General features: G+C 71.5%; 14 protein-coding genes and 1 pseudogene. 9 read left to right on the top strand and 6 right to left on the bottom strand.

Annotated features, from left to right (window positions below; translation table 11 throughout):
* Window positions 1–8 precede the first annotated feature (8 nt).
* The 3 genes and pseudogenes from SPRI_RS31520 (at window position 9) to SPRI_RS31510 (ending at window position 1,839) form a co-directional block, all read left to right on the top strand.
* On the top strand, window positions 9–875 hold the full coding sequence (locus SPRI_RS31520; RefSeq protein WP_005320417.1) for an acyl-CoA thioesterase: 867 nt from the start codon (window positions 9–11) through the stop codon (window positions 873–875).
* Window positions 876–1,040: 165 nt separating this feature from the next.
* Window positions 1,041–1,525 (top strand): annotated as a pseudogene (locus SPRI_RS31515) (glutathione peroxidase).
* A 47-nt stretch (window positions 1,526–1,572) separates the two neighbouring features.
* Window positions 1,573–1,839, top strand: a complete 267-nt coding sequence (locus SPRI_RS31510) for a hypothetical protein (protein ID WP_005320413.1) — start codon at window positions 1,573–1,575, stop codon at window positions 1,837–1,839.
* 65 nt (window positions 1,840–1,904) lie between these two features.
* Here SPRI_RS31510 and SPRI_RS31505 read toward each other — a convergent pair whose 3' ends face one another.
* Window positions 1,905–3,134 (bottom strand): acyl-CoA dehydrogenase family protein, encoded by a 1,230-nt coding sequence (locus SPRI_RS31505; protein WP_005320411.1) that lies wholly within the window; start codon window positions 3,132–3,134, stop codon window positions 1,905–1,907.
* 166 nt (window positions 3,135–3,300) lie between these two features.
* Between SPRI_RS31505 and SPRI_RS31500 the strand changes: the two genes are divergently transcribed.
* Complete coding sequence (locus SPRI_RS31500) at window positions 3,301–3,936, top strand: TetR family transcriptional regulator (protein WP_037775340.1); 636 nt, start codon at window positions 3,301–3,303, stop codon at window positions 3,934–3,936.
* 165 nt (window positions 3,937–4,101) lie between these two features.
* Here the strand turns inward: SPRI_RS31500 and def are convergent, their stop codons facing one another.
* Window positions 4,102–4,674 (bottom strand): peptide deformylase, encoded by a 573-nt coding sequence (gene def / locus SPRI_RS31495; protein WP_005320407.1) that lies wholly within the window; start codon window positions 4,672–4,674, stop codon window positions 4,102–4,104.
* Between the two features lie 126 nt (window positions 4,675–4,800).
* On the opposite strand from def, the gene SPRI_RS31490 reads away from it, so the two are divergent.
* From SPRI_RS31490 to SPRI_RS38960, 5 genes are all read left to right on the top strand, one after another.
* A complete protein-coding gene (locus SPRI_RS31490) occupies window positions 4,801–6,039 on the top strand; it encodes a MurT ligase domain-containing protein (protein WP_005320405.1) in 1,239 nt (412 codons plus the stop codon).
* 30 nt (window positions 6,040–6,069) lie between these two features.
* Window positions 6,070–6,798, top strand: a complete 729-nt coding sequence (locus tag SPRI_RS31485; RefSeq protein ID WP_005320403.1) for a type 1 glutamine amidotransferase — start codon at window positions 6,070–6,072, stop codon at window positions 6,796–6,798.
* Window positions 6,799–6,985: 187 nt separating this feature from the next.
* A complete protein-coding gene (locus tag SPRI_RS31480) occupies window positions 6,986–8,011 on the top strand; it encodes a 6-phosphofructokinase (protein WP_005320401.1) in 1,026 nt (341 codons plus the stop codon).
* Window positions 8,012–8,152: 141 nt separating this feature from the next.
* Window positions 8,153–9,103 carry a cytochrome c oxidase assembly protein gene (locus SPRI_RS31475; protein ID WP_005320399.1) on the top strand — a complete coding sequence of 317 codons (951 nt, stop codon included), beginning with the start codon at window positions 8,153–8,155 and terminating at the stop codon, window positions 9,101–9,103.
* A gap of 93 nt (window positions 9,104–9,196) precedes the next feature.
* Complete coding sequence (locus SPRI_RS38960; protein ID WP_005320397.1) at window positions 9,197–9,355, top strand: hypothetical protein; 159 nt, start codon at window positions 9,197–9,199, stop codon at window positions 9,353–9,355.
* A gap of 35 nt (window positions 9,356–9,390) precedes the next feature.
* Here SPRI_RS38960 and SPRI_RS36545 read toward each other — a convergent pair whose 3' ends face one another.
* From SPRI_RS36545 to SPRI_RS31455, 4 genes are all read right to left on the bottom strand, one after another.
* Window positions 9,391–9,855, bottom strand: a complete 465-nt coding sequence (locus SPRI_RS36545) for an SSI family serine proteinase inhibitor (protein ID WP_063805366.1) — start codon at window positions 9,853–9,855, stop codon at window positions 9,391–9,393.
* Window positions 9,856–10,086: 231 nt separating this feature from the next.
* Entirely contained in the window at window positions 10,087–11,034 is a 948-nt protein-coding gene (locus tag SPRI_RS31465; protein ID WP_005320391.1) for a dihydrodipicolinate synthase family protein, read from the bottom strand.
* On the bottom strand, window positions 11,031–12,047 hold the full coding sequence (locus tag SPRI_RS31460) for an oligopeptide/dipeptide ABC transporter ATP-binding protein (RefSeq protein WP_005320389.1): 1,017 nt from the start codon (window positions 12,045–12,047) through the stop codon (window positions 11,031–11,033). Before SPRI_RS31460 ends, SPRI_RS31465 begins: the two co-directional genes overlap by 4 nt.
* Window positions 12,044–14,056 carry a dipeptide/oligopeptide/nickel ABC transporter permease/ATP-binding protein gene (locus SPRI_RS31455; RefSeq protein ID WP_053557552.1) on the bottom strand — a complete coding sequence of 671 codons (2,013 nt, stop codon included), beginning with the start codon at window positions 14,054–14,056 and terminating at the stop codon, window positions 12,044–12,046. The genes SPRI_RS31460 and SPRI_RS31455 overlap by 4 nt, the downstream gene beginning before the upstream one ends.
* Window position 14,057 lies beyond the last annotated feature (1 nt).

Raw genomic sequence — 14,057 nt, 5'->3', positions numbered from 1 at the left:
ACTCAAGGATGACGAATCCGGCCGAGCGTCTGGTCGATCTGCTCGATCTGGAACGGATCGAGGTCAACATCTTCCGGGGACTCAGCCCGAACGAGTCCCTCCAGCGTGTCTTCGGCGGGCAGGTGGCGGGTCAGGCCCTGGTCGCCGCGGGCAGGACCACGGACGGCGACCGTCCGGTCCATTCGCTGCACGCCTACTTCCTGCGTCCGGGACGCCCCGGGGTGCCGATCGTGTACCAGGTCGAACGGGTCCGGGACGGCCGCTCGTTCACCACCCGCCGGGTCACCGCGGTGCAGGAGGGACGCACGATCTTCAACCTGACGGCGTCGTTCCACCGCCCCGAGCCGGGCAGCATCGAGCACCAGCTGCCGCCGCGTCTCGACTTCCCGGACCCCGAGTCGCTGCCCACCGTGGCGACGGAGATCCGGGAGCATCTGGGCGAGCTGCCGGAGGCGCTGGAGCGGATGGCCCGGCGCCAGCCGTTCGACATCCGCTACGTGGACCGGCTGCGCTGGACTGCGGACGAGATCAAGGACGCCGACCCGCGCAGCGCCGTCTGGATGCGTGCGGTCGGCCCGCTCGGCGACGATCCGCTGGTGCACACCTGCGCGCTGACGTACGCGAGCGACATGACGCTGCTGGACGCGGTGCGCATCCCGGTCGAGCCGCTGTGGGGGCGCCGGGGCTTCGACATGGCCTCGCTGGACCACGCCATGTGGTTCCACCGGCCCTTCCGCGCCGACGAGTGGTTCCTCTACGACCAGGAGTCGCCGATCTCGACGGGCGGCCGTGGGCTCGCCCGCGGCCGGATCTACGACCGTGAGGGCCGGCTGCTGGTGTCGGTGGTGCAGGAGGGCCTGTTCCGGCCGGTGTAGCCGGCCGCCGGGCCGTGGCCCTCCGGCCACGGGGGAAGATCGCCGTCCCCGGCGGCGTTGTCCGACGTGACGCCCGTACTCCGCCGTGGGCGCACCTGTGTTTTCATCGGTCGTCCACCGGTGCGGCCGTCCGGCCGCGGGGCGGCGACCCTGTGAGGAGCTTCGATGACTCTGTACGACATCCCGCTGCGCACCCTGTCCGGCGAGGCGACCTCGCTCGGCGACTACCGGGACCAGGCGGTCCTGGTGGTCAATGTGGCTTCCAAGTGCGGACTGACCCCGCAGTACGCGGGCCTCGAGCGGCTGCAGAAGGAGTACGGCGACCGGGGCTTCACGGTCCTCGGCGTGCCCTGCAACCAGTTCGGGGGCCAGGAGCCGGGCAGCGCGAGGAGATCGCCACGTTCTGCTCGGCGACGTACGGGGTGTCCTTCCCGATGCTGGAGAAGACGGACGTGAACGGCGAAGGCCGTCACCCCCTGTACGCGGAGCTGACGAAGGTCGCGGACGCCGAGGGCGAGGCCGGCGACATCCAGTGGAACTTCGAGAAGTTCCTCATCTCCCCGCGGGGCGAGGTGACCCGTTTCCGTCCCGGTACCGAACCGGAGTCGCCGGAGGTGCTGGCGGCCGTCGAGGCAGTACTGTCTGCCTGACGTCGCGGGGTGCGACGTCAGGGCTGCCATTTCCCGGGGGGGATGCGGTGGGGAAGAAACGCGGTGACGACGACGCCATGTGGCCGGTCGGCGTCGGCTTCGTCGGCGGTGTGCTCGGTCTGGCGCTGGGCGTCTGGGCCGCCTACGAGGCGTTCGTGGGCGGCACACTGCCCCTGATCGGGTACGAGATGCCGTACGGATCGTTCGTGCTGGGGATCGTCCTGGGGGTGGTGGTCTCGCCGGTGCTGTTCAAGCTCGGTTTCGTGGCGCTGCTGCTGCCCTCGATGCTGATCGAGAAGCTGACACGGCGCTGAATCGGTACACGGAAGGCTCCGGCTCCCCGAAGGGGTGTCCGGAGCCTTCGTCCTGCCCGCCGGGGTCAGCGGATGGGCATGCCCGACAGGGTGCGGGCGATCACCAGACGCTGGATCTCGCTGGTGCCCTCGAAGATCGTGTAGATCGCCGCGTCGCGGTGCATGCGCTCCACCGGGTACTCGCGGGTGAAGCCGTTGCCGCCGAGGATCTGGATGGCCTGGGCGGTGACCTGCTTGGCGGTCTCGCTGGCGAACAGCTTCGACATGGAGCCCTCGGCGGAGGTGAACGGCTTGCCGGTGGTCGCCATCCACGAGGCGCGCCACACCAGAAGACGCGCGGCGTCGATCCGGGTGCGCATGTCGGCCAGTTGGAAGGCGATGCCCTGGTTGTCGATGATCGGGCGGCCGAACTGCTCCCGGGTCGTGGCGTAGTCGAGCGCGACCTCGTAGGCCGCGCGGGCGGTGCCGACGGCCATGGCCCCGACGGCGGGGCGGGAGGCCTCGAAGGTGGCCATAGCCGCGTTCTTCACACGCTCGCCGCCACCGGCCTTCGCCCGCTCGCGGGCCCTCGCCAGGCGCTCGTCCAGCTTCTCCTTGCCGCCGAGCAGGCAGCCGCCGGGAACGCGGACGTCCTCGAGCACGACCTCCGCGGTGTGCGAGGCGCGGATGCCGTGCTTCTTGAACTTCTGCCCCTGGGACAGACCGGGCGTGTTCGGCGGGACGATGAACGAGGCGTGGCCCTTGGAGCCGAGTTCGGGATCGACCACGGCGACGACGACGTGGACGCCTGCGATACCGCCGTTGGTCGCCCAGGTCTTGGTGCCGTTGAGCACCCACTCGTCCTTCGCCTCGTCGTACACGGCGCGGGTGCGCATGGAGGCGACGTCGGAACCGGCGTCCGGCTCCGAGGAGCAGAAGGCGGCGACCTTCACATCGTTCGCGTCGCCGTACATCTGCGGGATCCAGGTGCCGATCTGCTCCTCCGTGCCGTTGGCGAGGACGCCCACGGCGGCGAGCCCGGTGCCGACGATGGAGAGCGCTATGCCGGCGTCGCCCCAGAACAGTTCCTCCATCGCCATCGGGATGCCGAGGCCGGTGGGGTCGAAGAACTGCTGGGCGTAGAAGTCGAGGGAGTAGATTCCGAGCTTGGCCGCCTCCTGGATCACGGGCCAGGGGGTCTCCTCACGCTCGTCCCACTCGGCGGCGGCGGGTCGCATGACGTCCTTGGCGAAACCGTTGAGCCAGTCACGGACCTGCTTCTGATCCTCGTTGAGATCGAGCGTGAACTCGGTCATGTCCCCTCCAGAACACTTGCGACAACCTGCATGTTACCTGCGGTAACAAGCAGTCTGTTACCGACCGGTAGCCCCTGTCAACCAGCCATGGCCCGATCATGTGACCATTGCGGCAGGGTGTTACTTTGCGCAAGCGTCACGCAATCGTCCGGGCGGGGAGAAACACATGGAGACCACACAACACCAGCGGTCGGCCGACCAGCGGCGCCGGGAGCTCCTCGAGGCCGCCGACCGGGTGGTGCTCCGGGACGGGCCCCACGCCTCCATGAACGCCATCGCCGCGGAAGCGGGCATCACGAAGCCGATCCTCTACCGTCACTTCGGTGACAAGGGCGGCCTCTACCGGGCCCTGGCCAAGCGCCACACCGACGCGCTCCTCAGAGCGCTGCAGGTGGCCGTGGACGCGGACGTCGACCGCAGGGAGCGGGTCGCCGGCACGCTGGACACGTATCTCGCCGCGATCGAGGCACGGCCCCAGGTGTACCGCTTCCTGATGCACCCGGCGGAGGACAACCAGCCCTCGGAAGCGGGCTTCGACGTGGGCCGCCACTCGGCGCCGCTGCTGCGGCGCCTCGGCGAGGAACTCGGCACGGTCATCGCCGACCGCGTCGACCTGGGCCCCGGCGGAGACTTGGTGGCCCGCGTCTGGGGCCACGGCATCGTCGGCATGATGCATGCGGCGGGCGACTGGTGGCTCGGCGAACGGCCGTGCTCGCGGGCGGAGTTGGTCGCCAGCCTGACGGATCTGCTGTGCGGCCGCCTCTTCCAGGTCGAGGACCGGGCGGACGGCCCCGGCTTCTGAGGTCCGCGGCGCCCGTTCTCCCCCTTCCCGCCGCATCGATGTGCGGCCCGGCCGGCGTTCGAGGCGCGGGGGTCCGGGGGGCAGGGGGCCGCCCCAAACACCGCGCGGAGCGCGGAGCCCGGTATCGGGAAGGGGCGGGGTGGGGGGAACAGCCCGCCGCAGGCGCTACGCCCCCGGCCGGACCCGCTCCACCCGCTCCGGCGTCCCCCAGGACGCCTTCCGTACCGCCCTCGCCAGCCGCGCCCGCCGCCACGGCGTGAGCCGGTCCGCGTACACCAGCCCCTCCAGGTGGTCGCACTCGTGCTGCAGGCAGCGCGCGAAGAACCCGGTTCCCTCCACCCGCACCGGCTCGCCCTCCCAGGTCACGCCCTCGACCACCGCGCGGTCGAAGCGTTCCGTGCCGGCCTCCAGGCCGGGCAGCGACAGACAGCCCTCCGGACCGCGGACCGTGACGCCGTCCGCCTCCACGAGGCGGGGGTTGACGACGTGTCCGAGGTGGCGGACGTCCTCGTCGTCGGGACAGTCGTAGACGAACACCCTCGACCCGACACCGACCTGGTTCGCGGCGAGACCGACACCCTGGGCCGCGTACATCGTCGCGAAGAGGTCCTCGACGAGTCGCCCGAGGTCCGGGCCGAAGTCGGTCACGGTCTCACAGGGCTTGTGCAGGACCGGATCCGCGAGCAGGCTCATCGGCCTGACGCGTCCGGTACTGCCGGGGATCGGCCGGTTTCGCATGGCGCCCAGCGTACGTTCCCACCCGTTCACCCGTGACCTCCACCTTTTCCGACGGTGCCGCGGTGCGGGCGGCCGACCGGAGCTGGATAGGCTGAGTCCCGACCGATGCAAGGAGGATCAAGGACGATGTCAGGCAACTCGGAGCCCCTGACGCCGCGAGCCAAGCTGGCCGTGACGGCGGGCAAGGCCGCAGCAGCGGTGTCCCGCGCCGCCGGGCGCGGCAGCGGATCGGTGATCGGCGGCCGGGTGGCGCTCAAGCTCGACCCCGATCTGCTGGGGAGGCTGGCGCAGCACCTGGACGTGGTCCTCGTTTCTGCGACCAACGGCAAGACCACGACGACGAGGCTGATCGCCGAGGCGCTGCGGGCCAGTGGCCCGGTCGTCTCGAACGCGCTCGGCGCCAACATGCCGGCGGGTATCACCTCGGCGCTGGCGGGCGGCTCGGACGCCCGCTTCGGTGTGATCGAGGTCGACGAGAAGTACCTCGCCGGTGTGGCGAGGGATGTGACGCCCAAGGCCATCGCGCTGCTGAACCTGTCGCGCGACCAGCTGGACCGCGCCGCGGAGACCAGGATGCTGGCCGAGAAGTGGCGTGAGGGGCTTGCCGGTTCGAAGGCGATGGTCATCGCCAACGCGGACGACCCGCTGGTCGTGTGGGCCGCCTCCTCCTCCCCCAACGTGGTGTGGGTCGCCGCAGGCCAGGAGTGGAAGGACGACGCCTGGTCCTGCCCGTCCTGCGGCGGTGTGATGCAGCGTCCGGGCGACGACTGGTTCTGCGGCGAGTGCGGTTTCCGCCGTCCGGCGCCGAGCTGGGTGCTCAGCGGTGACCACGTCATCGACCCGCACGGCTCGGCCTGGCCCATCCACCTGCAACTGCCCGGCCGCGCGAACAAGGCCAACGCCGCCACCTCCGCCGCTGTCGCCGCCTGCTTCGGTGTGCCGCCACAGGTCGCCCTGGAGCGCATGTACCAGGTGCAGGCCGTGGCCGGCCGGTACGACGTCGTCTCCTTCCTCGGCCGTGACGTCCGGCTGCTGCTGGCGAAGAACCCGGCCGGCTGGCTCGAGACGTTCTCGCTGATCGACCCGCCGCCGACGCCGGTGATCCTCTCCGTCAACGCCCGCGGCGCGGACGGCACGGACACCTCCTGGCTGTGGGACGTCGACTACACCCGTCTCGCCGGCCACCCGATCTACGTGATCGGCGACCGCAGGCTGGACCTCGCGGTGCGGCTGGAAGTGGCGGGCCTGGACTTCCGTGTGTGCGAGTCGGTCGACGAGGCGGTGCAGAGCGCCCCGCCCGGCAGGATCGAGCTGATCGCCAACTACACAGCCTTCCAGGACGTACGCCGTCGTGTCGGCAACTGACCGGTGGACGGACGGAGAGGACCGATGAGAATGAGTGACAGCAGCCTGCGTCTGGTGTGGGTCTACCCGGACCTGCTCAGCACCTACGGCGACCAGGGCAACGCCCTCGTGGTGGAGCGCCGTGCCCGCCAGCGCGGTCTCGACGTGATGCGCATCGACGTACGCAGCGACCAGCCGGTGCCCACCTCCGGCGACATCTACCTGATCGGCGGCGGTGAGGACCGTCCGCAGCGGCTGGCGGCCGAGCGGCTGCGCCGCGACGGCGGCCTGAGCAGGGCGGCGTCGAACGGCGCCATCATCTTCTCGGTCTGCGCCGGCTACCAGATCCTCGGCCACGAGTTCATCAACGACCTCGGTGAGCGCGAGCCGGGCCTCGGCCTGATCGACGTGGTGTCCACCCGCGGCGAGGGCGAGCGCTGCGTCGGTGACGTACTGGCGGACATCGACCCGCAGTTGGGCCTGCCCCAGCTGACCGGTTTCGAGAACCACCAGGGCATCACGCATCTCGGCCCGACGGCGCGTCCGTTCGCCCGGACCGTTCTCGGCCGGGGCAACGGCACCGGTGACGGCACGGAGGGGGCGTACAACGACACCGTCTTCGGCACGTACATGCACGGCCCCGTGATGGCCCGCAACCCGCAGATCGCGGATCTGCTGCTGAAGCTGGCCCTCGATGTGAACGCGCTGCCGCCCACGGACGACCGCTGGTACGAGGCTCTGCGGGCGGAGCGGATCGCGGCCGCGACACAGCCCGCCTGACGGTCCCTCCGCTCACCCGAGCACCCATTCTGCGGCCCCTTCGCTCAGCTGAGCGGAGGGGCCGTGGGCGCGGTCCCACCAGGCGGACGCCCGTTTCAGAACCCCCGCCCCGCGCCGGTAGGGTGGCACGGAACCGACCGGACGACGTGGTCCGGGAGTCCGCCCACGTTGTAAAGGTTTTCGGGCAATGCGCATTGGTGTGCTCACTTCCGGCGGCGACTGCCCCGGTCTGAACGCCGTCATCCGTTCCGTCGTGCACCGCGCCGTAGTCGACCACGGTGACGAGGTCATCGGCTTCCACGACGGCTGGAAGGGCCTCCTGGAGTGCGACTACCGCAAGCTCGACCTCGACGCGGTGGGCGGCATCCTGGCCCGCGGCGGCACGATCCTCGGCTCCTCCCGGGTCCAGCCCGCGCATCTGCGCGACGGCGTGGAGCGGGCCAAGGGACATGTGGCCGATCTGGGCCTCGACGCGATCATCCCCATCGGCGGTGAGGGCACCCTCAAGGCGGCCCGTCTGCTGTCCGAGGGCGGTCTGCCGATCGTGGGCGTGCCCAAGACGATCGACAACGACATCTCCTCCACCGATGTCACCTTCGGCTTCGACACCGCCGTGGGCGTCGCCACGGAGGCGCTCGACCGTCTGAAGACGACGGCCGAGTCGCACCAGCGCGTCCTGATCGTCGAGGTCATGGGCCGGCACACCGGCTGGATCGCGCTGCACTCCGGCATGGCGGCCGGCGCGCACGCGATCGTGGTGCCGGAGCGCCCCTTCGACATCGAGGAGCTGACCAAGCGGGTCGGCGCGCGCTTCGAGGCGGGCAAGCGGTTCGCCATCGTGGTGGTCGCGGAGGGCGCGAAGCCCCGCGAGGGCTCGATGCAGTGGGACGAGGGCGGCAAGGACATCTACGGCCACCAGCGGTTCGCCGGCGTGGCCCGTCAGCTCTCCGTCGAGCTGGAGGAGCGGCTCGGCAAGGAGGCCCGTCCGGTGATCCTCGGCCACGTCCAGCGCGGCGGCACCCCCACCGCCTACGACCGTGTCCTCGCGACCCGGTTCGGCTGGCACGCGGTGGAGGCGGCGCACCGCGGCGAGTTCGGCATGATGACGGCGCTGCGCGGCACCGACATCACGATGGTGCCCCTCGCAGAGGCCACCGAGACCCTGAAGACGGTCCCGGTGGAGCGGTACGAAGAGGCCGAGACGGTCCTCTGACCCGTCCGCCGAGCCGCATGGAATCCGGTGAACCGCCCCCGGTCGCAGCCGCGACCGGGGGCGGTTCTACTCTGGTGCGAGCAAGCGGACATCCCGTACGAATCACCGGTACGGGTCAGGAAGCCCTCCGGGAGTGCACAGATGGATCACAGCGGGCACGGCACGACGATGGATCTGCCGCCGTTCACGCTGGGGCGGGGCCTCGAGTTCTCACCGGACGTGTTCTTCCTCGTCGGCTGCCTCCTCGCGCTCGGCCTGTACGGCTGGGGTGTGGCACGGCTGCGGAAGCGCGGCGACAGCTGGCCGGTGAGCCGGACCGTCTGGTTCACCGTCGGTGTGCTGAGCATCGCGCTGATGATGTGCACCAAGCTGAACGACTACGGCATGGTCATGTTCAGCGTGCACATGGTGCAGCACATGGTGATCAGCATGCTGTCGCCGATCGTGCTGCTGCTCGGTGCTCCGATCACGCTGGCGCTGCGCGCGCTGCCCGTCGCCGGCCGCGGCCGCAAGGGGCCGCGCGAGGTGCTGCTGATGCTGCTGCACAGCCGCTACATGCGGATCGTCACACATCCGGTCTTCACGATCCCGCTCTTCATCGCCAGCCTGTACGGGCTGTACTTCACCCCGCTGTTCGACTTCCTGATGGGGTCGAGGACCGGGCACATCGCGATGATGGTGCACTTCCTCGCGGTCGGCCTGGTGTTCTTCTGGCCGATCATGGGCGTGGACCCGGGGCCGCACCGGCCCGGTTATGTGATGAGGATGCTGGAGCTGTTCGCCGGCATGCCCTTCCACGCCTTCTTCGGCATCGCGCTGATGATGGCGACGGAGCCGATGATCGGGGCGTACCGCAATCCCCCGGCCTCCCTCGGCATCGACGCGCTCTCCGACCAGAACGCGGCGGGCGGGATCGCCTGGGCCTTCAGCGAGATCCCGTCCGTGGTCGTACTGCTCGCGCTGGTCTTCCAGTGGTACCGCTCGGACCAGCGGCTGGCCAAGCGCAGGGACCGGGCGGCGGACCGCGACGGTGACCAGGAGCTCGCGGCGTACAACGCCTATCTCGCCTCGCTCCAGGCGCGCGGCAACTGAGGCCCGCGAGAGTCGTCACCGGCCGGTAGCGCCGGGCCCTACTCAGGGGCGACGATTGTCCTCGACGGCCCCCGCCGTCGAAGGAGGGCACACATGTCCGGTTCGACGAAAGCGATGGGTGTGCTGACCGTCGGGGCCCTGGTGGTCGTGACGGCGTACACGGCGGCACTCGGCAGCAACGGCTGGCTCTGGTTCGCCTGGGTGGTGCTCGGCGCGGTGACGATCGGAGTGGTGGCCTCGAAGGGCACCTGAGCCGGTCACGTCCCCGCTCCGCCGCGGGCGGGCGGTCAGAAGCGGAAGACGGCCCCGGTCGCCACCGCGAGTTCGCAGGCGTTGGCGAAGGTCTTGTGCCAGGCGGTCGGCCTGCCGCGCCAGGCACCGGTGGCACTGACGGTCACCGGGTCGTACTGCTTCGTGCACGGGTGCCGCTCCCCGGACAGCCGGTCCAGGTCCCCGCGGGCCGCGTCCAGTGCCGCGCACGCGGCCTCGGCCTCCGGGTGGGGGCCCGCGGGCGCCGGGCTGCAGTGCAGCAGTACGCCGCGGATCCAGGTGTTCTCCGCGCCCGACAGGGTCAGGAACAGCCCGCGCGACGGCTTGGCGGCCGGCGCCGCGTCGGGGACCGCTTCGGGCAGTTCCGCGACAGCGACGGTGCCGGGCCGGTCGGGCACGGGCGAGGCGGACGACGCCGCGGCGGGCACGGCCACGGCGGCGGTGAGTAGGGCGGCTGCGGCAAGGGCGGCGCTGCGGTGCATCCGGTACTCCTGGCGGGGAAGCCGACTCGCGGGCGGCAGGGCGGGGCGAGGCTGGGGGCGTGTCCGGCGATCAGGGCGGACACGCCCATAGAGCACTCTCCGGCCACGGCGCGGCGCGGTGCGCCGCGCCGTCGGGTAGCACGCACGGGTGCGCCGCGTTGCGCCGTACGGCGTCGCCGGGCGATCGCCCCGCCGGCTCCGCCGCCGCCCGTCCCCACCGGACCCGCCGCTTCAGCTCCCGGGCGCCACCCCGGCCAGCCCGGCACGCTCGAGGCAGCCCGCGATCGCCTCGGTCTCGCTCTCGTCGAGACGCCGCATCGGCGCGCTGACGGCGTTCGTGGCGATCACTCCGAGCAGCGTCAGCGCCGTCTTGAACGCGCCGAGTCCGGCGGCGGTGGCCGACGCGGTGCCGGGACGGGCCGCGCGGACGATGTCGAAGAGGGCCACGAGCCGGTCCTGCTCCGCCTTGGCGGCGGCCCAGTCGCCGCGCAGCGACGCCTCGTGGAGCCGTACGTAGCCGTGCGGGTCGACGTTGCCGAGGCCGGGCACCACGCCGTCAGCGCCGCACAGCATCATGGCGTCGACGACCAGCTCGTGGCCGGTCAGCACGGAGAAGCCGGGGAGCTCCCGGGCGCCGAGGGCGAGCCGGCGGAAGGAACCGTCGTCGCCGCTGGAGTCCTTCACGCCGGCGAGGACACCGTCCGCCGCGAGGGCGAGGAGCATGTCCGGGTCGAGCTTGCTGTGCACGCACACCGGCACGTCGTAGGCGAGCAGCGGCAGGTCGAGTGCGGCCGCCACCTGCCGGAAGTGCCGCTCGGTCTCCGCCGCGTCGGTGCGGGTGTAGAACGGCGCGGTGGCCACCACGGCGTCCGCGCCGAGTTGTGTGACGGCCCGTCCGCGCTCGACGGCCCGGTCGGTCGTCGTCTCGATCGCGCCGACGACGACGGGAACCTGGCCGCCCGCGGTCGCGGTGACGATCCGTACGGCCTCGTCCTGCCGGTCGGGGGTCAGATAGGCGGTCTCGCCCGAGCTGCCCAGTACGAACAGGCCGGTGACGCCGGCGTCCAGCAGGTGGCCGACCAGCCGCTCGAGCGAGGCCCGGTCGATGCCACCGTCCTCGGTGAGCGGTGTGACCACGGGCGGGATGACGCCGGAGTAGCGGGGGGCGCGGTCGTTCACGTGGTGCTCCTTGCTGCGGCCGTCCGCTCGGACGGCCGGGTCGCGGTGGACGGGGTGTCGTCCCTCTGGGGGTGGACGCAGTGCCAGCGGTGCTCGCCCCGGGCCAGGGTCGCGGCGGGGAAGACGGTGGCGCACTCGTCGTCGGCCTTCCAGCACCGGGTGCGGAAGGGGCAGCCGCTGGGCGGGCGGGTCGCGGACGGCACCGCACCGGTGAGCACGATCCGCTCGGTGGTCTCGAGCAGGCTGGGGGTCGCGGAGAGCAGGGCCTCGGTGTACGGGTGCCTGGGCGCCCGGGTGACATCGTCGGCGCGGCCCTCCTCGACGATCCGGCCGAGGTACAGCACGGCGAGCCGGTCGGCGAGGTAGCGCATGGTCTGGATGTCGTGCGAGATGAAGACCATGCCCAGGCCGAGCCGTTCCCGCAGCTCGACGAGGAGGTTGAGCACCTGGGCCCGCACGGAGACGTCGAGTGCGCTGGTCGGTTCGTCGGCGACGATCAGCTCGGGTTCGAGGGCCAGCGCGCGGGCGATGGCGACCCGCTGGCGCTGGCCGCCGGAGAGCTGGCCCGGGAGCGCGCCGAGGGTGTGGCCCGGCAGGCCGACCAGCTCGGTCAGTTCCTCGACGCGTTCCTCGCGCTCCTGCCGCGTGCCTCGGCGGTGGACGTCGAGGGGGTCGCGCAGGATCTGCCGTACGGACAGCCGCGGGTTGAGGGCGGTGGACGGGTCCTGGAAGACGACGCCGACGGCGGAGCCGAAGTCGCCGCGCCGCTCGGCGGCGGACATCGTCCACAGGTCCCGGCCGCGGAAGACGACCTCGCCCTCGGTGGGGCGTTGCAGGCCGGTCAGGACGCGGGCGAGGGTCGACTTGCCGCAGCCGGACTCACCGACGAGACCCACGATCTCGCCCCGTTCGACGTGCAGCGAGGCGTCGGTGAGGGCGTGGACGGAGTCCCTGCGCCAGATGCCGCCGCTGCGGGCCTTGTGACGTACGTGCACGTGGTCGAGCCGGATCACAGGGCACTCCTCTCCAACTGGGCTGCCGCTGCCGGGTGGTGGCAGGCGAAGCCGTGGTCGTCCCGTTCGCCGCGCCCGGTGAGGGCGGGCCTGGTCGTGTGGCAGAGCTCGGTCGCGGCCGGGCAGCGGGAGGCGAACCGGCAGCCGGAGCCGAAGCTCTTGGGCGCGGGGACCACACCGCGGATCTGATGCAGTCGCCGGGCGCCGGCCTCCAGGGAGACGACGGAGCCGAGGAGGCCACGGCTGTAGTGGTGGGCGGGGTCGCCGAGGACGGAGCGGGTGGCGCCTATCTCCGCGAGCTGGCCGGCGTACATGACGGCGACGCGGTGGGACAGGTCGCCGACGAGGGCGAGGTCGTGGGAGACCAGCACCATCGCGAAGCCGAGTTCGTCGCGCAGCTTCACCAGCAGCTCGACGACCTGGGCCTGCACGGTGACGTCGAGCGCCGTCGTCGGCTCGTCGGCGATGAGCAGCCGCGGGTTGCGGGACAGGGCCATGGCGATCAGGACCCGCTGTCGCTGGCCCCCGGAGAGCTCGTGCGGGTAGCTGCGCAGGGTGCGTTCGGGTGACAGGCCGACCAGGTCGAGGAGTTCGGCCGGGGTCCTGGTGCCGCCGCGGGAGGTGAGCTGCCGCAGCTGGGTGCCGACGAGCACGGACGGGTTCAGGGAGGAGAGCGCGTCCTGATAGACCATGGCGATCTCGGGCCCCATCAGTTCCCGCCGCTGCCTCGGCGGCAGGGACAGCAGGTTCCTTCCTCGGTAGAGGATCTCGCCGCTCACCTCGGCGTTGCGGGCGAGCAGGCCCATGACGGCGAGGCTGGTGATGGACTTGCCGCAGCCGGACTCGCCGACGAGGCCGAGGGTCTCGCCCTCGCGGACGGTGAAGGAGATCCCGCCGACGACCTGGGTGTCGCCGTAGCGGTCCGGGAAGCGGATGGCGAGGTCGCGTACGACGAGGAGTTCGGTCACGTCCTCCCGTACCGGGGTGATGGTGGGCCCGGTCTCCTGGATACGGGCGGCGAGCCTGGCCAGCGAGGCGTCGACGGCCCGGGCTTCCTCGACGGCCAGGGTGTCCTCGACGGACTCGACCGACTCGACCGGCTCGACGGCCACGGTGGCCGGCGCGGCCTCGGGGGTGGTCCCGCCGTCGCTGCGGGCCTTGTCGGGTGCGGCGGAGGCGTCGGTCATGCCCTCGGAGAGGATGTTCAGCGCCAGGACCGTGACCAGCAGGGCGAGTCCGGGGAAGAAGGTCGCCCACCAGCCGCCGGCCAGCAGGATCTGCCTGCCGTAGGCGAGCACGCTGCCCCAGCTGGGGTCGGGGTCCTGCACACCCGCTCCGATGAAGGAGAGACTGGCCTCGAAGATGATCGCGTCGGCGACCATCACGGTGCTGAACACCATGACGGGCGCGGCGCAGTTGATCGCGACGTGGCGCAGCACGATGTAGCCGCGGCGGGCGCCGATGACCTTCTCCGCGGCGACGTAGTCCTCACCGTACTGGGAGAGGACGTTGGCGCGGACGACGCGGGCGAGTGACGGGGTGTAGACGAAGGCGATGGTGAAGATGATCACCGGGATGCTGGTGCCGAACACGGCGACGAGCACCGCGGCGAGCGCGATCGGCGGGAACGACATCACGATGTCGAGGGTGCGCATCACCGACTCGTCGCCGAGTTTGCGGGAGGTGGCGGCGATCGAGCCGAGCACCGCGCCGACGACGAGGGCCACGGCCGTCGCGCCGAGCCCGATGATCAGCGAGTAGCGGGCGCCGTGCACCACCCGGGCGAAGACGTCGCGGCCGGCCCGGTCGGTGCCGAACCAGTGGTCGGCGTCCGGGGACTGGACCGGGGTCCCTGTCGCCAGCGGGCTCTGGGTGAGCAGGGGCGCGAGTACCGCGCCGAGGACGACGACGACCAGGACCGCGAACGCGACCTTGGAGGTGACGGGCAGTGTCCTGAAGCGGACGCCGGGGCGGGAGAGTTTCTTGGCGAGTCGGCCGGGGGCGAACATC

This window comes from Streptomyces pristinaespiralis (assembly GCF_001278075.1).
Taxonomy (GTDB): Bacteria; Actinomycetota; Actinomycetes; order Streptomycetales; family Streptomycetaceae; genus Streptomyces; species Streptomyces pristinaespiralis.
The sequence above is the reverse complement of the archived record's forward strand: the minus strand, read 5'-3'. Positions and strand labels throughout refer to the sequence as shown.

What these genes read in the sequence shown, in the direction of transcription:
- SPRI_RS31480 (WP_005320401.1), top strand. Translation starts at nt 6,986, where the DNA reads ATGCGCATTGGTGTGCTCACTTCCGGCGGCGACTGCCCCGGTCTGAAC.
- SPRI_RS31500 (WP_037775340.1), top strand. Translation starts at nt 3,301, where the DNA reads ATGGAGACCACACAACACCAGCGGTCGGCCGACCAGCGGCGCCGGGAG.
- SPRI_RS31505 (WP_005320411.1), bottom strand. Translation starts at nt 3,134, where the DNA reads ATGACCGAGTTCACGCTCGATCTCAACGAGGATCAGAAGCAGGTCCGT.
- SPRI_RS36545 (WP_063805366.1), bottom strand. Translation starts at nt 9,855, where the DNA reads ATGCACCGCAGCGCCGCCCTTGCCGCAGCCGCCCTACTCACCGCCGCC.
- SPRI_RS31490 (WP_005320405.1), top strand. Translation starts at nt 4,801, where the DNA reads ATGTCAGGCAACTCGGAGCCCCTGACGCCGCGAGCCAAGCTGGCCGTG.
- SPRI_RS31475 (WP_005320399.1), top strand. Translation starts at nt 8,153, where the DNA reads ATGGATCACAGCGGGCACGGCACGACGATGGATCTGCCGCCGTTCACG.
- SPRI_RS38960 (WP_005320397.1), top strand. Translation starts at nt 9,197, where the DNA reads ATGTCCGGTTCGACGAAAGCGATGGGTGTGCTGACCGTCGGGGCCCTG.
- SPRI_RS31485 (WP_005320403.1), top strand. Translation starts at nt 6,070, where the DNA reads ATGAGTGACAGCAGCCTGCGTCTGGTGTGGGTCTACCCGGACCTGCTC.
- SPRI_RS31455 (WP_053557552.1), bottom strand. Translation starts at nt 14,056, where the DNA reads ATGTTCGCCCCCGGCCGACTCGCCAAGAAACTCTCCCGCCCCGGCGTC.
- def (WP_005320407.1), bottom strand. Translation starts at nt 4,674, where the DNA reads ATGCGAAACCGGCCGATCCCCGGCAGTACCGGACGCGTCAGGCCGATG.
- SPRI_RS31520 (WP_005320417.1), top strand. Translation starts at nt 9, where the DNA reads ATGACGAATCCGGCCGAGCGTCTGGTCGATCTGCTCGATCTGGAACGG.